The following is a 19531-nucleotide window of genomic DNA, read 5'->3' as shown; positions in this document are numbered from 1 at the left end:
AGGATGACTGTAATGACCACGGAAAAAGTGAAATACGGCGTACATTCCGAAGCCGGCAAGCTGCGTAAAGTGATGGTTTGCTCCCCTGGCCTGGCTCACCAGCGCCTGACGCCAAACAACTGCGACGAGCTGCTGTTTGATGACGTGTTGTGGGTCAACCAGGCCAAGCGCGACCACTTCGACTTCGTGACCAAGATGCGCGAGCGCGGCATTGACGTGCTGGAAATGCACAACCTGCTGACTGACATCGTTGCCATTCCAGAAGCGCTGGACTGGATTCTGGACCACAAAGTGACCCCCAATCAGGTGGGCGTAGGTCTGGTCAACGAAGTCAAAGCCTGGATCAAAAGCCTGGAACCCCGCAAAGCCGCCGAGTACCTGATTGGTGGCGTGTCCGCTGACGATCTGCCTGACAGCTTCGGTGGCAAAACCATCGAAATGTTCCGCGACTTCCTCGGCCACACCAGCTTTATCCTGCCACCACTGCCCAACACTCAGTTCACCCGTGACACCACCTGCTGGATTTACGGTGGCGTGACGCTGAACCCGATGTACTGGCCAGCGCGCCGTCAGGAAACCCTGCTGACCACTGCGATCTACAAGTTCCACCCTGAGTTCACTAACGCCGACTTCCAGATCTGGTACGGGGATCCGACGGAGGATCATGGCAACGCCAGCCTCGAAGGCGGTGACGTGATGCCAATCGGCAAAGGCGTTGTTCTGATCGGCATGGGCGAGCGCACCTCGCGTCAAGCCATCGGCCAACTGGCACAGAACCTGTTCAAGAACAAAGCGGTCGAGCGCGTCATCGTTGCCGGCATGCCTAAATCCCGCGCCGCGATGCACCTGGACACCGTGTTCAGCTTCTGCGACCGCGACCTGGTCACCATCTTCCCGGAAGTCGTGAATCAGATCGTTGCCTTCTCGCTGTACCCCGATGAAAGCAAGCAGGGCGGCATTGACGTGCGACGCGAGGAAAGCAGCTTCCTCGACGTGGTGGCCAAAGCACTGGGCGTCAAAACCCTGCGTGTAGTTGAAACCGGCGGCAACTCCTTCGCGGCAGAGCGCGAGCAGTGGGACGACGGCAACAACGTGGTGGCACTGGAGCCTGGCGTGGTGATCGGCTACGACCGCAACACCTACACCAACACCCTGCTGCGCAAGGCCGGTGTAGAAGTCATCACCATCAGCGCCTCTGAGCTGGGACGCGGCCGTGGCGGCGGTCACTGCATGACCTGCCCAATCATCCGCGACCCAATTGACTATTAATTCATCCATTTGAATGCTTGCGCTGACCCTCACAAAGGGCGGCGCAAGCCGGTTACCAGAAACCCAGGAGATCCCCATGGCGTTTAACATGAAAAACCGCAGCCTGCTCAGCTTGGTGCACCACACCCAACGCGAGCTTCACTACCTGCTGGATCTGTCTCGCGATCTGAAGCGCGCCAAGTACACCGGTACTGAAGAGCCGCACCTGAAAGGCAAAAATATTGCGCTGATCTTCGAAAAAACCTCGACCCGCACCCGTTGCGCGTTTGAAGTGGCAGCTCACGATCAGGGCGCACACGTCACCTACATCGACCCGGTGTCTTCGCAAATCGGCCACAAAGAAAGCATGAAAGACACCGCCCGCGTTCTGGGTCGTATGTTTGATGCCATCGAATACCGTGGCTTTGCCCAGGAAATCGTCGAAGAACTGGCCAAGTTTGCAGGCGTGCCGGTGTTCAACGGCCTGACCGCCGAGTTCCACCCGACGCAAATGATCGCCGACGTGCTGACCATGCGCGAACACAGCGACAAGCCGCTGCACGACATCAGCTACGCCTACCTGGGCGACGCCCGTAACAACATGGGTAACTCGCTGCTACTGATCGGCGCCAAACTGGGCATGGACGTGCGCATCGCCGCACCAAAAGCCCTGTGGCCTGAAGAGTCGTTCGTTAAACAATGTCAGGAATTCGCCAAGGAAAGCGGTGCCAAAATCACCCTGACCGAAGACCCGAAAGCCGCAGTCAAAGGCGTGGACTTCATCCACACCGACGTGTGGGTATCGATGGGCGAGCCGGTGGAAGCCTGGAACGATCGCATCAAGCTGCTGCTGCCCTATCAGGTCAACATGGACTTGATCAAAGCCGCCGAAAACATCCGTGTGAAGTTCATGCACTGCCTGCCTGCGTTCCACAACAGTGAAACCAAAGTCGGCAAAGACGTGGCCGAGCATCATCCAAACCTTAAAAACGGCATTGAAGTGACTGAGGAAGTGTTCGAATCGCCTTTCAACATCGCCTTCGAACAAGCGGAAAACCGCATGCACACCATCAAGGCCATCCTGGTAGCTGCGCTGGCTGATATCTAAGGCCGTGCCCCTGTGGGAGCGAGCCTGCTGGCTCCCACAGAACCGGTTGTTTGTGCCCTTCCCCTCTTTTAAGGAATGACCTATGCGTATCGTCGTTGCACTGGGCGGTAACGCCCTTCTGCGTCGCGGCCAACCCATGACCGCTGAAAATCAACGCGAAAACATCCGCACCGCCACCGCTCAAATCGCTCGCATCGCTCCAGGCAACGAATTGGTCGTGGCCCACGGTAACGGCCCGCAAGTCGGCCTTCTGTCCCTGCAAGCCGCAGCCTACACCGCCGTCAGCCCTTACCCGCTGGACGTGCTGGGCGCTGAAACCGAAGGCATGATCGGTTACATGATCGAGCAAGAGCTGGGCAACCTGTTGCCACCGGACGCACCGTTCGCCACTTTGCTGACCCAGGTTGAAGTTGACCCCAAAGACCCGGCTTTCCAGAACCCGACCAAGCCGATTGGCCCGGTCTACAGCGAATCCGAAGCCAAGAGCCTGGCGGCTGAAAAAGGCTGGAACATTGCACCGGATGGCGACAAATTCCGCCGTGTGGTGGCCAGTCCAAAACCCAAACGCATCTTCGAAATCCGTCCGATTAAATGGCTGCTGGAAAAAGGCACCATCGTCATCTGTGCAGGCGGCGGTGGTATTCCGACCATGTACGGCGAAGACGGCAAGCTCAAAGGCATTGAGGCGGTGATCGACAAAGACCTGGCCTCCTCCCTGCTGGCGCAGCAACTGAACAGCGACCTGCTGGTCATCGCCACGGACGTGAATGCAGCCTTCATTGACTGGGGCAAACCGACCCAGAAAGGCATTGCCCAGGCTCACCCCGATGAGCTGGAAAAACTCGGTTTCGCCTCAGGTTCAATGGGTCCGAAAGTTGAAGCGGCGTGCGAATTCGCGCGTAAAACCGGTAAAACCGCAGTCATCGGCGCACTGGCCGATATCGAAGCTATCGTTCAAGGTAAAGCCGGTACTCGCGTTAGCACCGAGAAATCGGGTATTACGTACTTCTGAACCTCGGGGCAGGCTTTAGGGTCTGCCCTTTTACCCCCTCTCCAAGGAGTTACCCTATGGCCTCGTTCGAGCCCGGTCACCTGCATATCCACCGCGAACCGCTGCAACCAAGCGATTTCGGGTATGACATCAAGATCGATTACCAGGTCGTTCAGGATCCCAAGGAAGGCAAGTCGATGCAGTTCGACATGCACGGCCAAATCAACAAGAAGGATTTTAAAGAGACGTTCATTCTGCCCAAAGACCAGTTCTATAACTTCGCCAAAGTCGGGTTTGATATCGCCAAAAAAAATGGCATCCCGCCCTATGCGTCCCTGGCTTCGATGCACAAATATTTCGACATGATGTTTGAAGACGTGCGAAAACAACTGGGTCACGAACTGGGCGAACCGATGAAGCCCGAACATTTGGAGTGACGACTCGCACCACAGAATTCGCCACCATCGCGCAGCAGTTGCCGCAGGCGACGTCCGGTTACACAGCGATTGCTTAATCGCTGAGCACGCCACGCCAGCCACCGGCCGCTGCCACGCCATAAAGCCCGCCGCAAATTTCGCCAATTCTCTGCTCCAAGGCATACTGGCCACCTCCGCTGGCCAGAAGTGTTGCTCGTTCCCATGCGTATCCATGTCAGTTTTATCGACCGTGTCGGCATCACCCAGGAAGTACTGGCGCTGCTCGGCGGGCGTAATCTCAATCTGGATGCCGTGGAGATGGTGCCGCCCAACGTCTACATCGACGCGCCGACGTTAAGCCCGCACGTGCTCGACGAGCTACGCGAAGCCTTATTCCGCGTGCAGGGCGTGCAATCGGTGGAGGTGGTGGACATCCTTCCAGGCCAGCGCCGGCACCTGCAACTCGATGCGCTGCTGGCGGCCATGACCGACCCGGTATTGGCACTCGACAGCGAAGGCCACGTGCTACTGGCCAACCCGGCGCTGGTGTCGCTGTGCGGCCACGAACCTGGCGGTGAAAGCATCAGCGCGTTGTTCAGCGACCCCGGCTTGCTGCCTGCGCTGCTGGAAAACGGCTTTCGACTGCCGCTGCGTGAAGTCACCCTCAACGGCCATCCGCTGATGCTCGATGCCACCCCCATCACGGATGCGGGGGCGCTGCTCACCTTGTATCAACCGAGCCGTATTGGCGAGCGCCTGGCAGCCCTGCATCACGACCACGCTGAAGGCTTCGACGCCTTGCTCGGAGACTCACCCGCGATCCGCACCCTCAAAGCCCGCGCTCAACGCGTGGCGACCCTGGATGCACCGTTATTGATTCAAGGTGAAACCGGCACCGGTAAAGAACTGGTGGCCCGCGCCTGCCATGCCATCAGCGACCGCTTCGGCGCGCCTTTTCTGGCCCTCAACTGCGCTGCCCTGCCTGAGAACCTGGCCGAGAGCGAGCTGTTCGGCTACGCCCCCGGCGCTTTTACCGGCGCGCAACGCGGAGGTAAGCCGGGGCTGATGGAGCTGGCCAATCACGGCACGGTGTTCCTCGATGAAATCGCTGAAATGTCACCTTACCTGCAAGCCAAGCTCCTGCGCTTTTTGAATGACGGCAGCTTTCGCCGTGTGGGCGGCGAACGCGAAGTGAAGGTCAATGTGCGCATCCTCAGCGCCACGCATCGCAACCTCGAAAAAATGGTCAACGACGGCACCTTTCGCGAAGACCTGTTCTATCGCCTGAATGTACTCAACATCGACGTCCCGCCGCTGCGTGAACGCGGGCAAGACATCCTGCTGCTGGCGCGCACCTTTATGCAGCAGGCCTGCACTCAAATCCAGCGCCCGGTGTGCCGCCTGGCGCCCGGCACCTACCCCGCCCTGCTGGGCAACCGCTGGCCGGGCAATGTGCGGCAACTGCAAAACGTGATCTTTCGCGCCGCCGCCATTTGCGAAAGCAACGTCGTCGACATTGGCGATCTGGACATCGCCGGGACCTCAGTGGCACGGCAAAACGATGGCGAAGTGCTGACCCTGGAACACGCTGTTGCCTCGTTCGAAAAAGCCCTGCTGGAAAAGCTCTACGTCGACTACCCTTCCACCCGCCAGTTGGCCAACCGCCTGCAAACCAGCCACACCGCGATTGCACAGCGGCTGCGTAAATATGCAATCCCCGGCAAAAATCCTGCTTCGTAGCCGCCGCAGGGTGCAAGCTTTTGGTCTGATCGCCTAACACGTTCAAGCGATCGTATTGAATTCGATACGGCGGAACGATTTCAGTACACACATGGCCTGACGCACTGCTGCAAGGCTTTGATCCGCTTCGATTTTTTAAACCCCTCACACCTGTAGCGATTTCGCTACAGGTAGCGCCATGCTGCCGCCTGTCGAAACCACCAATTCATTGATAAATATGGCCTTTTACAAATTGGCAGCCATCTTGCAATGCACTCCTCAAAGCGCTCGTCCTAGCACGAGTAATCAACTGCGACTACCAGACGAGTCTGGCCCTGAGGAGTTTCCATGAGCGAATTGCGTTTTACTGAAGACCACGAGTGGCTGCGCGCCGAAGCCGACGGCAGCGTGACCGTGGGCATTACCGCATTTGCGCAAAACGCTCTGGGCGACGTGGTGTTTGTTCAGTTGCCAGAACTACAGGCCTACGACAAAGGCGCAGAAGCCGCCACCGTTGAGTCGGTGAAAGCCGCCAGCGGTGTGTACATGCCACTGGACGGTGAGGTGCTGGAAGTCAACCCGGCGCTCGATAGCAGCCCGGAACGGGTCAACGAAGACCCGCTGGGTGAAGGCTGGTTCTTCCGCTTCAAACCCACCGATGCCAACGCAGTGAGCCAGTTGCTGGATCAGGACGCCTACGACCGCCTGATCAAAGCCAACGCTGACGCCTGAGGAACTCGCCATGACCACTAAACTCAGCACCGCCAATGAATTCATCGCACGCCACATCGGCCCGCGCCAGGCCGATGAACAGGCCATGCTCGCCACCTTGGGCTTTGAGTCCCTCGATGCTCTGAGCGCCAGCGTGATCCCTGAAAGCATCAAGGGCACCAGCGTGCTCAACCTGCCAGCCGGGCAAAGCGAGGCGGATGCGCTGGCCTCGATCAAAGCCATCGCCGCCAAAAACCAGCTGTGCAAAACCTATATTGGCCAAGGCTATTACAACTGCCATACGCCTTCGCCGATCTTGCGCAACCTGTTGGAAAACCCGGCCTGGTACACCGCGTACACGCCGTATCAACCCGAGATTTCCCAAGGCCGCCTCGAAGCCCTGCTCAACTTCCAGACCCTGATCAGCGACCTCAGCGGCCTGCCGATTGCCAACGCCTCGCTGCTCGATGAAGCCACCGCCGCCGCGGAAGCCATGACCTTCTGCAAGCGCCTGAGCAAAAACAAGTCCAGCAACGCGTTCTTTGCTTCCCGTCACTGCCACCCGCAAACCCTCGATGTGTTGCGCACCCGCGCTGAGCCGTTGGGTATCGACGTGGTGGTGGGTGATGAACGTGGCCTCACGGACCTGTCGCCGTTCTTCGGCGCCCTCTTGCAATACCCGGCCAGCAATGGCGACGTGTTCGATTATCGCGAACTGGTTGAACGGTTCCACGCCGCCAATGCGCTGGTGGCCGTCGCAGCTGACCTGCTGGCACTGACGCTGCTGACTCCGCCGGGCGAGTTCGGCGCCGACGTGGCCATCGGCAGCGCCCAGCGTTTTGGCGTGCCTCTGGGGTTCGGTGGCCCGCACGCCGCTTACTTCGCCACCCGCGACGCGTTCAAACGCGACATGCCGGGCCGTCTGGTCGGCGTCTCGGTCGACCGCCATGGCAAACCGGCGTTACGTCTGGCCATGCAAACCCGCGAGCAACACATTCGACGCGAAAAGGCCACGAGCAATATCTGCACCGCGCAGGTGCTGCTGGCCAACATTGCCAGCATGTACGCCGTGTACCACGGCCCTCAAGGCCTGACGCAGATTGCTCAGCGCATTCATCAACTGACGGCGATTCTGGCCAAGGGCCTGACTGCGCTGGGACTGAACGTCGAGCAGATCGAATTTTTCGACACCCTGACGCTGCACACCGCCGGCAAAACCCAAACCCTGCACGCCAACGCACACGCCAAACACATCAACCTGCGCGTGGTGGATGACGAGCGTGTGGGCGTGTCGCTGGACGAAACCTGTGGCCCGTCCGATGTGACCGCGCTGTGGGCCTTGCTGGCCGCCGACGGTCAAGCGCTGCCGGACTTCGATGCCCTGGCTCAAACCGTGAGCGGCACCTTGCCGGCCGCGCTGCTGCGCCAGTCGCCGATCCTCAGCCACCCGGTGTTCAACCGTTACCACTCTGAAACCGAACTGATGCGTTACCTGCGTCGCTTGGCTGACAAAGACCTGGCACTGGATCGCACAATGATTCCGCTAGGTTCCTGCACCATGAAGCTCAACGCTGCCAGCGAAATGATCCCGATCACGTGGGCCGAGTTCGGCAGCCTGCACCCCTTCGCACCTGTCGAACAAAGTCAGGGCTACCAGCAACTGACCCACGAGCTGGAGGCCATGCTCTGCGCCGCCACCGGTTACGACGCCATTTCGCTGCAACCCAATGCGGGCTCCCAGGGCGAGTACGCCGGGTTGCTGGCGATTCGCGCCTACCACCAAAGCCGTGGCGAAGAACGTCGCGACATTTGCCTGATTCCCTCTTCTGCACACGGCACCAACCCGGCCACCGCCAATATGGCGGGCATGCGCGTGGTGGTCACGGCCTGCGACGCACGCGGCAACGTCGACATTGAAGACCTGCGCGCCAAAGCCATCGAGCACAGCGAGCACCTGGCGGCATTGATGATCACCTACCCTTCGACCCACGGTGTGTTCGAAGAAGGCATTCGTGAAATCTGCGGCATTATTCACGACCACGGCGGCCAGGTGTACATCGACGGCGCCAACATGAACGCGATGGTGGGCTTGTGCGCACCCGGCAAGTTCGGCGGCGACGTTTCCCACCTCAACTTGCACAAAACCTTTTGCATTCCCCATGGCGGTGGAGGCCCTGGCGTGGGTCCGATTGGCGTCAAGTCGCACCTCACGCCGTTCCTGCCGGGCCACGCCAGCCTGCCACGCAAGCAAGGGGCGGTGTGCGCAGCGCCGTTCGGCAGCGCGAGCATTCTGCCCATCACTTGGATGTATATCCGCATGATGGGCGGCGAAGGCCTCAAACGTGCTTCGCAAATGGCCATCCTCAACGCCAACTACATCGCCCGCCGCCTCGAAGAGCACTTCCCTGTGTTGTATTCGGGCAGCAACGGCCTGGTGGCACATGAATGCATCCTCGACCTGCGCCCCCTCAAGGACAGCAGCGGCATCAGCGTGGACGACGTGGCCAAGCGCCTGATCGACTTCGGCTTCCATGCCCCGACCATGTCGTTCCCGGTGGCCGGCACGCTGATGATCGAGCCGACCGAAAGCGAGTCCAAACAAGAGTTGGATCGCTTCTGCGACGCCATGATCCGCATCCGCGAAGAGATCCGCGCCGTGGAAAATGGCGCGCTGGACAAAGACGACAATCCGCTGAAAAACGCCCCGCACACGGCCGCAGAAATGGTCGGTGAATGGACCCATCCGTACAGCCGCGAACAAGCGGTGTATCCGGTTGAGTCGTTGATCGAAAGCAAGTACTGGCCACCAGTGGGTCGGGTCGACAATGTGTTTGGCGATCGCAATCTGGTGTGCGCGTGCCCCTCGATTGAGAACTATCAGGAGGCATAGACCACTAACCCCCCTGTAGGTGCGAACGTGCCTACAGGGCATCTGTATTTAATGCCAATAACCCATAAGAAACCGGAGAACCCCATGTCGTTAAGCGTGTTCGACCTGTTCAAAATTGGCATCGGTCCTTCAAGCTCTCATACCGTCGGCCCCATGCGGGCCGCCGCACGGTTTGTTGAAGGTCTACAGCGTGATGAGCTATTGCACACAACCGCCTGCGTCAAAGTGGAACTGTATGGCTCGCTCGGCGCCACCGGCAAAGGCCACGGCAGCGACAAAGCCGTGCTCCTGGGCCTGGAAGGCGAGCACCCGGACACCGTCAACACCGACACCGTGGATCAGCGTCTGGCCGCGATCCGTAGCAGCGGGCAATTGAATCTGCTGGGCCAACACCCCATCGCGTTCAATGAAAAGCTGCACCTGGCAATGATCCGCAAACCCCTGCCCTACCACCCTAACGGCATGATTTTTCGTGCGCTCGATGCCGCTGGCATACAAATCCGCAGCCGCGAGTATTACTCGGTCGGAGGGGGGTTTGTGGTGGATGAAGGCGCCGCTGGCGCTGACCGCATCGTGGAGGACAGCACTGAGCTGAAGTACCCGTTCAAGACCGCCAAGGACTTGCTGCGCCATTGCGTCACCCATCACCTGTCGATCAGCCAGGTGATGATGGCCAACGAAAGTGCATGGCGCCCGGAAGCCGAGACCCGCAGCGGTCTGCTCAACATCTGGCAAGTGATGCAGGACTGCGTCAGCGCCGGTTGCCGCCATGAAGGCATCCTGCCGGGCGGTTTGAAGGTCAAACGCCGTGCCGCGGCGCTGCATCGCCAGCTCTGCGCCAACCCCGAAGCCTCATTGCGCGACGCCCTGTCAGTGCTGGACTGGGTCAACCTGTACGCGTTGGCGGTCAATGAAGAAAACGCCAACGGTGGCCGCGTGGTGACAGCGCCCACCAATGGTGCGGCGGGGATTATTCCGGCCGTGTTGCATTACTACATGCGCTTTATCGGCGGCGCCAATGAAGACGGCGTGGTGCGGTTTCTGCTGACCGCTGCCGCCATCGGTATTTTGTACAAGGAAAACGCCTCCATCTCCGGCGCGGAGGTGGGTTGCCAAGGCGAGGTCGGCGTGGCGTGCTCAATGGCGGCGGGCGCGTTGTGCGAGGTGCTAGGCGGTAGCGTGCAGCAGGTCGAAAACGCCGCCGAGATCGGCATGGAACATAACTTGGGGCTGACCTGCGACCCGATTGGCGGACTAGTGCAGGTGCCGTGCATCGAGCGCAATGCAATGGGCTCGGTCAAAGCGATCAACGCGGTGCGCATGGCGTTGCGCGGTGATGGGCAGCATTTTGTCTCCCTGGACAAAGTGATCCGCACCATGCGCCAGACCGGTGCCGATATGAAAAGCAAATACAAAGAAACCGCTCGCGGCGGTCTGGCCGTCAACATTATCGAGTGCTGATTTTTAAGGAGTCACGAATGTCCACCGAACAACTGCTTAAAACCCCGCTGCACGCGCTGCACCTGGAACTGGGTGCGCGCATGGTGCCATTTGCCGGTTACGACATGCCCGTGCAGTACCCGCTGGGTGTCATGAAAGAGCATCAGCACACCCGTGAACACGCCGGGCTGTTTGATGTGTCGCACATGGGGCAAATTCGCCTGAGTGGCGCGGAGGCGGCCAAAGCCCTGGAAACCTTAGTGCCGGTCGACATCATCGACCTGCCAGTGGGCATGCAGCGTTATGCCATGTTCACCCACGAACAAGGCGGCATTCTGGATGACCTGATGGTCGCCAACCTGGGTAACGATGAACTGTTTCTGGTGGTCAACGCGGCCTGCAAAGAGCAAGACCTGGCGCATTTGCGTAAACACCTGAGTACCCATTGTCAGATTCAGCCGCTGTTTGAAGACCGCGCCCTGCTCGCCTTGCAAGGCCCTGAGGCGGTCAAGGTACTGGAACGCCTGGCGCCGCAAGTGGCGAAAATGACCTTTATGCAGTTTGCACCGGTGACGCTGCTGGGCGTGGAATGCTATGTGAGTCGTTCGGGGTACACCGGTGAAGATGGCTTTGAGATCTCGGTACCGGCAGAGCACGCAGAGGCTCTGGCACGTCACCTGCTGACTCAACCTGAAGTGGAAGCGATTGGCTTGGGCGCGCGCGACTCGCTGCGCCTGGAAGCGGGTCTGTGCCTGTATGGGCATGACATGAACGAGAAAACCACGCCGATTGAAGCCAGCCTGTTGTGGGCCATTTCTAAAGCTCGTCGGGCAGACGGGCCGCGGGCGGGCGGGTTCCCCGGCGCTGAAACGGTGTTTGCCCAACAGCAAAGCGGCGTTGCTCGTAAACGGGTCGGCCTGCTGCCCCAGGAGCGCACGCCGGTACGTGAGGGGGCCGAAGTTGTAAACGCCGACGGCAACGTGATCGGCAGTATCTGTAGTGGCGGTTTCGGTCCAACCCTGGGTGCGCCTTTGGCAATGGGCTATCTAGACACGGCTTATACACCCCTGGATACCGACGTATGGGCAATCGTTCGCGGTAAACGTGTCCCCATGAAAGTGTCGAAACTGCCGTTTGTTGCGCAACGTTATTACAGAGGGTAAAGACGCCTAGTTTGAAACACAGTTGCATGTTCACGACACTTAAGTGTCATGCAACTGCCACAAAACAGTGCGCACTTTTCGAGGGTGAAAGTATCGAAAAGAACACGAAAATAATTGAACATGCCTATCCAAAAACGCGGCTTAAATCGACGTTACATCCTTTAAAACAGAGGGACAGACGGCGTATTGGCAGGGCTTGTTTTTACAAGCCTGGTTGTCGTAGAGTTTGCGCACTGTGTTTGCATGGGTCGCTGGAATCGTGACCTGGGCAGTAGCTCTAAGTTTGCTACACCCGTTCGGCGTCTCTTACTTTCCTGCAACCCAGCACCAGTTCTCTTTCATAGCAAAGAGACTGTCATTAATTGTTAGCGTCAAGGAACTAAGAAATGTCCCAACGTCAAAGCGGTACCGTCAAGTGGTTTAACGACGAGAAGGGGTTTGGCTTTATCACCCCTGAAAGCGGCGCGGATCTATTCGTGCACTTCCGTGCCATCCAAGGCAACGGTTTCAAAAGCCTGAAAGAAGGCCAGAAAGTGACTTTCGTCGCCGTACAAGGCCAAAAAGGCATGCAGGCTGACGAAGTACAAGCCGAAGCCTAAGCTTTATTGCAGTGAAAAGCCCCTGATGGTGACATCAGGGGCTTTTTTATGGGCGCAATTCCGTAAGATGGCTTTTTTCCTTCACGAGACCCTGCCATGTCGAAACAACCACTCAGCCCTCAAGGCGCGTTTCCAGCCGCTGGCCTGGGGCGCCGCCTGGCAGCCATGTTCTACGATTTCTTGTTGTGCACAGCACTGATGATCGTCACCACCTTTATTTACAAACTGATTTTGATGGGCTTTATCGGTGAAGCCAAAATGCGCGCACTCTCGGAGTCCGGCGCACTGGACGGCGACCCGCTGTTGTCCACCCTCCTGTTTTTTGTGCTGTTCGGCTTCTTTGCCAAGTTCTGGACCCACTCAGGTCAAACCCTGGGCATGCAGGTATGGGGGGTGCGCGTACAGAACGCGGACGGTACGGCAATCAGCCTGTGGCAAGCGTTGCTGCGTTTTATCGTATCGATTGGTTCATGGCTGTGTTTCGGTCTGGGCTTTGTCTGGTCGCTCTTCGATAAACAAAAGCGCACCTGGCATGACATGTACTCCAACAGCCAATTGGTCAGGGTCCCCAAACAGAAGAAAAAATAAGCCGCACAAAAAAGCCCGTATCACTCGATACGGGCTTTCTCATTACCTCAACCTATTGCCTCTACCAGCGTTACTCCGCCAGTTTGAAGGTAATAAAGCTTGCACGACCTTGACGCAGCACGCGCATCGACACTGAACGGTTTTTTGGCAGCGCCTTGGCAATGTCAGTGAACTGTTTGGCATCGGTAATCGCCTGGTTGTTCAGGTGCGTAATGACATCACCTGGTTGCAGGCCGATCAGGGCCGCAGGGCCGTCCTGAACATCCTTGATGATCACGCCACCCTTGATGTCGTTGGCTTTCTTCTGCTCCTCGCTCAGGTCCACCACAGAAACACCCAGACGGTTGCTGCTGCGCTCGGCACCGCTCGGCGAGTCCATCTCTTTGCCTTCGTCAGGAATCGCGCCCACGGTCAGGTCCAGGGTTTTACGCTTGCCGTCACGCACCACTTCAAGGCTTGCCTTGCTGCCCGCCTTGAGAGCACCCACCAGATGCGGCAGGTCGGCAGACATCACAATTGGCTGGCCATTCATGCTCAGGATCACGTCACCCACTTGCAGGCCGCCTTTGGCTGCCGGGCCGTCATCGAGCACTTGAGCCACCAGCGCACCGGCTGGCTTGTCCAGACCGAAGGATTCAGCCAGGTCTTTGTTGACCTCTTGAATCACCACACCCAACCAGCCTCGGCTGACTTTGCCACCGCTTTTAAGCTGGTTGGACACGTCCATCGCTACGTCGATAGGGATGGCAAACGACACGCCCATGAAACCACCGGAGCGGGTGTAGATTTGCGAGTTGATACCCACAACCTCACCAGCCAGGTTGAACAGCGGGCCGCCGGAGTTACCCGGGTTGATCGGCACGTCAGTCTGGATAAAAGGCACGTAGCTTTCGTTCGGCAGGCTGCGGCCGATGGCGCTGATGATGCCTTGGGTCACGGTATGGTCAAAACCGAACGGTGAACCGATGGCAACCACCCACTGCCCCGCTTTGAGGTCTTGCGACTTGCCCAGTTTCAGAACTGGCAGGTTTTTGCCTTCGATTTTCAGCAGCGCCACGTCAGAGCGTGGATCGGTGCCAACCAGCTTGGCTTTCATTTCGCTGCGGTCTGACAGGCGCACGATGATTTCATCTGCATCCGCCACGACGTGGTTGTTGGTCAAGACATAGCCATCAGGCGAAATGATAAAACCCGAACCCAACGATTGAGCTTCGCGCTGACGCCCGCCGCCGCTGCGTGGTGCCTGCGGCATGCTGCGCTCGAAAAAGTCCCGCAAACCGGGCGGCAGCCCTTCCAGATCTGGCATTTGCCCCATGCTTGACACACGGCGCTCAGGTAATTTTTGCGTGGTGCTGATGTTCACCACCGCCGGGGAGGCTTGTTCAACCAACTGCGTGAAGTCGGGCAACTGCACCAACGGCGCATCCGCCAAGGCCGGAACTGCCTGCCCGAGCATCATCACGGCCGCAAGAATGGGTAAGTAAGGTTTCAATCGAGGCATCGACATACAGCTCCCGTTAATAGCAAGCAGAGTTAAGCGGCTGGCATCCAAAAACCAAGCCCAAAGCATAGACCGTATTTTTGGACACCCACAAACAAACAAGGCCAGAGCCTTTAGGGCTCTGACCTATAGAAAAATATAAAACGTTTGGCAAATGAAAATCTTCACCAGACATGTCGGCGCACCACTAAGGCTTGACCTGCGGCTCGGCTTTACCGGTACGCATGGAAAGCGCAATGCGTTCTGCGGTGCCGATTGGAATCTCGCCCACCACGGTAGCAAGCATATCGCCATCATTGGTCGTCAGGTGCCTTGAAACGGCAGCTGTAGGGCCCAGTTGAACTCGCGTGTCAGGTGCAGAAGCGCCATTGAGCGGCTCAAGGAATACCGAAAAGCGGGCTAGACCGTCGTCATACAACAGGCTGGTGACTTCGGACTTGGTCTTCGGGTCTCGATTGACCGTGCTGTTGACCAGTTCAAACCCCGGAGGCAGCCACTCTGAATGCCAGGCGTGAGTCACTGCGCCGGTTTGTTCGACAGGCGGCTGGAGCGAAACCGACTGACACTGTCCACTGGGTTTGAGCAGTGCGCTGTCAGGCGTTTGAGTGTCCAGCTCAGTGAACTGAAAACGCTCCAGCAGTTGCGCCTTATCATTGAGCAGCAATGATTTAAGCGGCAAACCGGTGTCGCGATCCAGATACAACTCAACGCCGTAACGGTGCTGATCACGCGGCGTCAGGGAAATAATCACCGCCCTGCGACCCGCTACGCGTGAATCTCCGGTTTTGGTCACTGCGTACCAGTTGCTGAGTTTTTCGGTCTCCAGCGTTCTGACCGACGCTGCCGATGTGCCGCGTAGCCCCGAAACCAGCTGACCAGTGACACAGAGGGTGCGCCCATCGGCGCGGACAACCTCTTGAGCAGGGCCATCGAGTTGCAGCAGTCGTTCACGAACGTTCCCATCCTGCACGAGGTGCCAGATGCTGTGGGTAGAAAAACTACCGTTGCGTTCATAAACGAAGGTGCCTTGATAGCTTTGCTGCTGCTCCGCTTGCCCGAGGCGTTTGAGCCAATCCTGAGCTTCATCGGCATGGGCTGGCACTGCAAACCAGCCACTGAGCAAAAGCGGTAACAGAGGTAGGACGCGCATGATGGCCTTAACGGTTTTCCAGACTGGCGGCTCGAGCGTAAGGAAGAACACCCTCAGTGCTTTTCATCGCAGCTTGCTGGGCATGCTGACGCAGGTAACCCGGCAAACGTTGATCCTGCCAACCTGACTGACCTTGCAGAACACCATTGGCCATAGGGCCCGGGGCCTGGTCAGCGCTCTCTTTGTAATTCGCCAGTACGGCAGGGCCTTTAACCATCGGCGCGGTCATGCTCGGCTGAGTACCTTGCTGAGCAAGCTGTGCACCGACGATGTCATCCTGGTTGTAGAGCCTTACACCGGCCAACACAGCGACTGTCACCGACGCTGCAACTGCCAGACGCCCAATGCTTTTCCAGGGGCTGGAGGCCACTTTGACCGGGGTTTGTTCCTCGGCCAATGCAGCCGATACAGCAGATGCGATGTCCAGGCGTGGAATCATCAAATCCTTGTGCATCGCAGCACGTGCCACTTGGTAACGAGACCAGGTGTCACGGGTGTGCGAATCGTCAAAGGCATTCAATACCCGACGTAGTTCCAGTTCGTCCGCTTCGTTATCCATCACCGCGGACAGCGATTCCTGCAGGGCTTCACGACTCATGGCGGTTCCTCTCTTGGCTGTCGCCGCTGTCTCAGGTTTCCTGCAACAAAGGTTGCAGGGCTTTATCAATGGCTTCCCGGGCGCGGAAAATCCGGGAGCGCACGGTACCCACCGGGCATTGCATGACGCTCGCAATGTCCTCGTAACTCAGACCATCAAACTCACGTAAAGTTAACGCCGTTCGTAGATCTTCTGGTAACAGCTGAATCGTGCGATGAACGGTACCTTCGATCTCATCGCGGAGCAAAGCACGCTCCGGCGATTCCAGATCTTTCAGACCGTGGTCACCATCGTAAAACTCAGCATCTTCAGAACTCACATCACTGTCTGGCGGACGTCGACCCCGTGATACCAGGTAATTTTTAGCCGTGTTAATGGCGATGCGGTACAGCCATGTATAAAAGGCGCTGTCGCCGCGAAAATTACCGAGTGCCCGGTAAGCCTTGATGAAGGCTTCTTGTGCAACGTCTTGGGCTTCATGGGTGTCGTGCACAAACCGCACGATCAACCCGAGAATTTTGTGCTGGTATTTCAGCACTAACAGATCGAATGCACGCTTGTCGCCACGCTGTACGCGCTCGACCAGCTGCTGATCCTCTTCCTGGGTTAGCATGAATACTCCTCATAAGACCGAGAGGGAGATTGCTGTGCTAATTGATCAGGCTTGCAAACATAGACTCGGGCTTTACGCAAAAGTTCTCTCCCCCCCTGGTAAGTTTCCTGCGCACTCGGATTTGGCGCGCACGAAAACGCAGCTCGGGCCTTGCCGGCTGCGTCAATAATCTTGTCGTCAGGCTTATCTGCTGTGGGCCGTACCTCAAGCCCGCCCGCGTTAAAGCCAACGCTGTCCCCCTTCACGATGGGCAACCCTCTATGGAACATTGGCCTATAGGAAAAGTTCAATTAATCCGAGCGAGGTACCACTCATTGCAACACAGCCCCACGCATGAGCCTCTGCACACGCTTAAACCCGGCCTGCACCGGCAAAAAATTCTGCATACCGGCATACAGACCGCCTGCGAGTGAGGCACACTTCGTGCCCGCTGTAGTTTCACAATGCCATAAAGGCCCGGCTATTGTGCCGATCCCCCCCTCTATATACTAGTGGGCGCTTTTTTGCGGATGTCAGAAGAATGAGCCAACATTTTCAACATGATGTGCTGGTGATTGGCAGCGGTGCTGCCGGTTTGAGCCTGGCACTTACATTGCCCGGCCACATGCGCATTGCAGTGCTGAGCAAGGGCGATCTGGCCAACGGCTCGACGTTCTGGGCACAAGGCGGTGTTGCCGCCGTGCTCGATGACACCGACACGGTGCAATCCCACGTTGAAGACACCCTCAACGCCGGCGGTGGCCTGTGCCATGAAGATGCCGTGCGTTTCACTGTCGAGCACAGTCGCGAGGCCATTCAGTGGCTGATCGATCAAGGCGTACCCTTCACCCGCGATGAAGCCGTCGACCCGCAGCACCCGGGCTTTGAGTTCCACCTCACCCGCGAAGGCGGGCACAGCCACCGGCGCATCATCCACGCAGCCGACGCAACGGGGGCCGCGATTTTCAAAACCCTGCTCGAACAGGCACGCCAACGCCCCAACATTGAATTGCTTGAACAACGGGTGGCCGTTGATCTGATTACCGAGCGCCGGCTGGGGCTGGACGGTGATCGCTGCCTGGGGGCCTACGTGCTCAATCGCGCCACAGGTGAAGTAGACACTTTCGGCTCGCGCTTTACGATTTTGGCCACCGGCGGCGCCGCCAAGGTCTACCTCTATACCAGCAATCCGGACGGCGCCTGCGGTGACGGCATTGCGATGGCGTGGCGCTCGGGCTGTCGCGTTGCGAACCTGGAATTCAACCAGTTCCACCCCACCTGCCTGTATCACCCGCAAGCCAAAAGCTTTTTGATCACCGAAGCCCTGCGTGGCGAAGGGGCACATTTAAAGCTACCAAACGGCGAGCGCTTCATGCAGCGCTTTGACCCGCGCGGCGAACTGGCCCCGCGCGATATTGTCGCCCGGGCCATCGACCACGAAATGAAGCGCCTGGGCATTGATTGCGTGTACCTGGACATCAGCCATAAATCCGAAACGTTCATCAAGACCCATTTCCCGACGGTTTATGAGCGCTGCCTTGGGTTTTCCATCGACATCACCCGCCAGCCCATCCCCGTGGTGCCAGCCGCGCATTACACCTGCGGCGGGGTCATGGTCGACGCGCATGGGCGCACCGATGTACCCGGCCTCTATGCCATCGGCGAGACCAGTTTCACTGGCCTGCACGGCGCCAATCGCATGGCCAGCAACTCCTTGCTGGAGTGTTTCGTGTATGGCCGCGCAGCTGCCACCGACATTTTGGCTCAATTGCAGCACATCGCCATTCCAGTGGCCTTACCCAGCTGGGATGCGAGCCAGGTGACCGATTCGGACGAAGACGTGATCATCGCCCACAACTGGGATGAACTGCGGCGCTTCATGTGGGACTACGTGGGTATCGTGCGCACCAACAAGCGCTTGCAACGGGCACAGCACCGGGTTCGGCTATTGCTGGATGAAATTGACGAGTTCTACAGCAACTATAAAGTCAGCCGCGACTTGATCGAGTTGCGCAACCTGGCGCAAGTGGCCGAACTGATGATCCGCAGCGCGATGGCCAGAAAGGAGTCGCGCGGCCTGCATTACACACTCGACTACCCGCACATGCTGCCCGAGGCACTGGACACTATTCTGGTGCCAGCCACCTACGCCGACTGAACTTGAGCCGCACGCGCAGGCGCCGGTGCTGATCGGGCGCCAGCGCGTCGCAGGGTATGCAAGCAGCACGCACCCAACGCTCGCCTCGCAGACTAAAACGCACAATCACCAACGCAGGCAACGCGATACTGTCGCGACGCAGTTGAACAGCCTGCCAACCGTTAGCGCGACTCCACAACTGCCAACCCTCAGCATTACGCCGCAAGCCGCTAATGGCCGCGGGATGGGTCAGGCGGATATGCCGTGGCCACACCCAAACCCCGTGGCTCAAACACACAAAAGCCCCCAGCACTTGAGCCCAGGCAGGTATAGAAAGAAGGCAGATTGCGATCAGCGCCAGCGTCTGGGCTGCAAGATACGCCGCCAGCAAGTGCCCGGAAGCACGCCAGCGGCATTCGAAAAAATTACTTGGGCTGGACACGATCCAGGATCATGCGAACCATGCGCTGCAACTCCGGGTCTTCGGACTCGCTGCGCTCCATAAACCAGCCGAACATGTCCTGGTCTTCGCACTCAAGCAGCTTGCGATAGCACTCGCGGTCTACGTCGTTCAGCGTGGCGTATACCTCTTTGACGAAAGGCACCAACAGCACGTCAAGTTCAAGCATGCCGCGGCGGCTGTGCCAGTAAAGACGATTGAGTTCAACATCTTCGACCAT

18 protein-coding genes are annotated in these 19531 nt (G+C 58.3%); 12 read left to right on the top strand and 6 right to left on the bottom strand.

What is annotated here, in order from left to right:
* Window positions 1-12 precede the first annotated feature (12 nt).
* The 11 genes from arcA (at window position 13) to TU86_RS06145 (ending at window position 12873) form a co-directional block, all read left to right on the top strand.
* Complete coding sequence (gene arcA / locus TU86_RS06195) at window positions 13-1269, top strand: arginine deiminase (protein ID WP_048363419.1); 1257 nt, start codon at window positions 13-15, stop codon at window positions 1267-1269.
* A gap of 76 nt (window positions 1270-1345) precedes the next feature.
* On the top strand, window positions 1346-2356 hold the full coding sequence (locus TU86_RS06190) for an ornithine carbamoyltransferase (protein WP_048363418.1): 1011 nt from the start codon (window positions 1346-1348) through the stop codon (window positions 2354-2356).
* An 82-nt stretch (window positions 2357-2438) separates the two neighbouring features.
* On the top strand, window positions 2439-3368 hold the full coding sequence (arcC, locus tag TU86_RS06185) for a carbamate kinase (RefSeq protein WP_048363417.1): 930 nt from the start codon (window positions 2439-2441) through the stop codon (window positions 3366-3368).
* A gap of 56 nt (window positions 3369-3424) precedes the next feature.
* A complete protein-coding gene (locus TU86_RS06180; protein WP_048363416.1) occupies window positions 3425-3784 on the top strand; it encodes a DUF5064 family protein in 360 nt (119 codons plus the stop codon).
* 201 nt (window positions 3785-3985) lie between these two features.
* Entirely contained in the window at window positions 3986-5503 is a 1518-nt protein-coding gene (locus TU86_RS06175; protein WP_048363415.1) for a sigma-54-dependent transcriptional regulator, read from the top strand.
* A 327-nt stretch (window positions 5504-5830) separates the two neighbouring features.
* Window positions 5831-6214 (top strand): glycine cleavage system protein GcvH, encoded by a 384-nt coding sequence (gene gcvH / locus TU86_RS06170; protein WP_048363414.1) that lies wholly within the window; start codon window positions 5831-5833, stop codon window positions 6212-6214.
* A 10-nt stretch (window positions 6215-6224) separates the two neighbouring features.
* A complete protein-coding gene (gcvP, locus tag TU86_RS06165) occupies window positions 6225-9083 on the top strand; it encodes an aminomethyl-transferring glycine dehydrogenase (RefSeq protein WP_048363413.1) in 2859 nt (952 codons plus the stop codon).
* 84 nt (window positions 9084-9167) lie between these two features.
* Window positions 9168-10544 (top strand): L-serine ammonia-lyase, encoded by a 1377-nt coding sequence (locus tag TU86_RS06160; RefSeq protein WP_048363412.1) that lies wholly within the window; start codon window positions 9168-9170, stop codon window positions 10542-10544.
* A 17-nt stretch (window positions 10545-10561) separates the two neighbouring features.
* Complete coding sequence (gene gcvT / locus TU86_RS06155; protein ID WP_048363411.1) at window positions 10562-11686, top strand: glycine cleavage system aminomethyltransferase GcvT; 1125 nt, start codon at window positions 10562-10564, stop codon at window positions 11684-11686.
* A gap of 386 nt (window positions 11687-12072) precedes the next feature.
* Complete coding sequence (locus TU86_RS06150) at window positions 12073-12285, top strand: cold-shock protein (protein WP_048363410.1); 213 nt, start codon at window positions 12073-12075, stop codon at window positions 12283-12285.
* A gap of 96 nt (window positions 12286-12381) precedes the next feature.
* On the top strand, window positions 12382-12873 hold the full coding sequence (locus TU86_RS06145) for an RDD family protein (RefSeq protein WP_048363409.1): 492 nt from the start codon (window positions 12382-12384) through the stop codon (window positions 12871-12873).
* 70 nt (window positions 12874-12943) lie between these two features.
* Here the strand turns inward: TU86_RS06145 and TU86_RS06140 are convergent, their stop codons facing one another.
* The 4 genes from TU86_RS06140 to rpoE form a co-directional block, all read right to left on the bottom strand.
* Window positions 12944-14380: a DegQ family serine endoprotease gene (locus TU86_RS06140; RefSeq protein WP_048363408.1), complete on the bottom strand. Its 1437-nt coding sequence runs from the start codon at window positions 14378-14380 to the stop codon at window positions 12944-12946.
* A 181-nt stretch (window positions 14381-14561) separates the two neighbouring features.
* Window positions 14562-15524: a MucB/RseB C-terminal domain-containing protein gene (locus tag TU86_RS06135; RefSeq protein ID WP_048363407.1), complete on the bottom strand. Its 963-nt coding sequence runs from the start codon at window positions 15522-15524 to the stop codon at window positions 14562-14564.
* Window positions 15525-15531: 7 nt separating this feature from the next.
* Complete coding sequence (locus TU86_RS06130) at window positions 15532-16122, bottom strand: sigma-E factor negative regulatory protein (protein WP_048363406.1); 591 nt, start codon at window positions 16120-16122, stop codon at window positions 15532-15534.
* Window positions 16123-16153: 31 nt separating this feature from the next.
* On the bottom strand, window positions 16154-16735 hold the full coding sequence (gene rpoE, locus TU86_RS06125; RefSeq protein ID WP_047277106.1) for an RNA polymerase sigma factor RpoE/AlgU: 582 nt from the start codon (window positions 16733-16735) through the stop codon (window positions 16154-16156).
* 520 nt (window positions 16736-17255) lie between these two features.
* On the opposite strand from rpoE, the gene nadB reads away from it, so the two are divergent.
* Window positions 17256-18872 carry an L-aspartate oxidase gene (gene nadB, locus TU86_RS06120; RefSeq protein ID WP_048363405.1) on the top strand — a complete coding sequence of 539 codons (1617 nt, stop codon included), beginning with the start codon at window positions 17256-17258 and terminating at the stop codon, window positions 18870-18872.
* On the opposite strand, the gene TU86_RS06115 is transcribed toward nadB, so the two are convergent.
* Entirely contained in the window at window positions 18841-19293 is a 453-nt protein-coding gene (locus TU86_RS06115) for a protein YgfX (RefSeq protein WP_048363404.1), read from the bottom strand. The genes nadB and TU86_RS06115 overlap by 32 nt on opposite strands.
* The gene (locus tag TU86_RS06110) at window positions 19277-19531 is read right to left on the bottom strand and encodes an FAD assembly factor SdhE (RefSeq protein ID WP_048363403.1); all 255 of its coding nucleotides are present in this window, start codon (window positions 19529-19531) and stop codon (window positions 19277-19279) included. The genes TU86_RS06115 and TU86_RS06110 overlap by 17 nt, the downstream gene beginning before the upstream one ends.

It is taken from the genome of Pseudomonas weihenstephanensis (genome assembly GCF_001043055.1).
Lineage (GTDB): Bacteria > Pseudomonadota > Gammaproteobacteria > Pseudomonadales > Pseudomonadaceae > Aquipseudomonas > Aquipseudomonas weihenstephanensis.
This window is presented reverse-complemented; position numbering and strand designations above follow the sequence as displayed.

What these genes read in the sequence shown, in the direction of transcription:
- TU86_RS06130 (WP_048363406.1), bottom strand. Translation starts at nt 16,122, where the DNA reads ATGAGTCGTGAAGCCCTGCAGGAATCGCTGTCCGCGGTGATGGATAAC.
- gcvP (WP_048363413.1), top strand. Translation starts at nt 6,225, where the DNA reads ATGACCACTAAACTCAGCACCGCCAATGAATTCATCGCACGCCACATC.
- TU86_RS06140 (WP_048363408.1), bottom strand. Translation starts at nt 14,380, where the DNA reads ATGTCGATGCCTCGATTGAAACCTTACTTACCCATTCTTGCGGCCGTG.
- nadB (WP_048363405.1), top strand. Translation starts at nt 17,256, where the DNA reads ATGAGCCAACATTTTCAACATGATGTGCTGGTGATTGGCAGCGGTGCT.
- TU86_RS06145 (WP_048363409.1), top strand. Translation starts at nt 12,382, where the DNA reads ATGTCGAAACAACCACTCAGCCCTCAAGGCGCGTTTCCAGCCGCTGGC.
- arcC (WP_048363417.1), top strand. Translation starts at nt 2,439, where the DNA reads ATGCGTATCGTCGTTGCACTGGGCGGTAACGCCCTTCTGCGTCGCGGC.
- rpoE (WP_047277106.1), bottom strand. Translation starts at nt 16,735, where the DNA reads ATGCTAACCCAGGAAGAGGATCAGCAGCTGGTCGAGCGCGTACAGCGT.
- TU86_RS06110 (WP_048363403.1), bottom strand. Translation starts at nt 19,531, where the DNA reads ATGGTCGAAGATGTTGAACTCAATCGTCTTTACTGGCACAGCCGCCGC.
- TU86_RS06135 (WP_048363407.1), bottom strand. Translation starts at nt 15,524, where the DNA reads ATGCGCGTCCTACCTCTGTTACCGCTTTTGCTCAGTGGCTGGTTTGCA.
- TU86_RS06190 (WP_048363418.1), top strand. Translation starts at nt 1,346, where the DNA reads ATGGCGTTTAACATGAAAAACCGCAGCCTGCTCAGCTTGGTGCACCAC.
- TU86_RS06160 (WP_048363412.1), top strand. Translation starts at nt 9,168, where the DNA reads ATGTCGTTAAGCGTGTTCGACCTGTTCAAAATTGGCATCGGTCCTTCA.
- TU86_RS06175 (WP_048363415.1), top strand. Translation starts at nt 3,986, where the DNA reads ATGCGTATCCATGTCAGTTTTATCGACCGTGTCGGCATCACCCAGGAA.
- TU86_RS06180 (WP_048363416.1), top strand. Translation starts at nt 3,425, where the DNA reads ATGGCCTCGTTCGAGCCCGGTCACCTGCATATCCACCGCGAACCGCTG.
- gcvH (WP_048363414.1), top strand. Translation starts at nt 5,831, where the DNA reads ATGAGCGAATTGCGTTTTACTGAAGACCACGAGTGGCTGCGCGCCGAA.
- TU86_RS06150 (WP_048363410.1), top strand. Translation starts at nt 12,073, where the DNA reads ATGTCCCAACGTCAAAGCGGTACCGTCAAGTGGTTTAACGACGAGAAG.
- arcA (WP_048363419.1), top strand. Translation starts at nt 13, where the DNA reads ATGACCACGGAAAAAGTGAAATACGGCGTACATTCCGAAGCCGGCAAG.
- gcvT (WP_048363411.1), top strand. Translation starts at nt 10,562, where the DNA reads ATGTCCACCGAACAACTGCTTAAAACCCCGCTGCACGCGCTGCACCTG.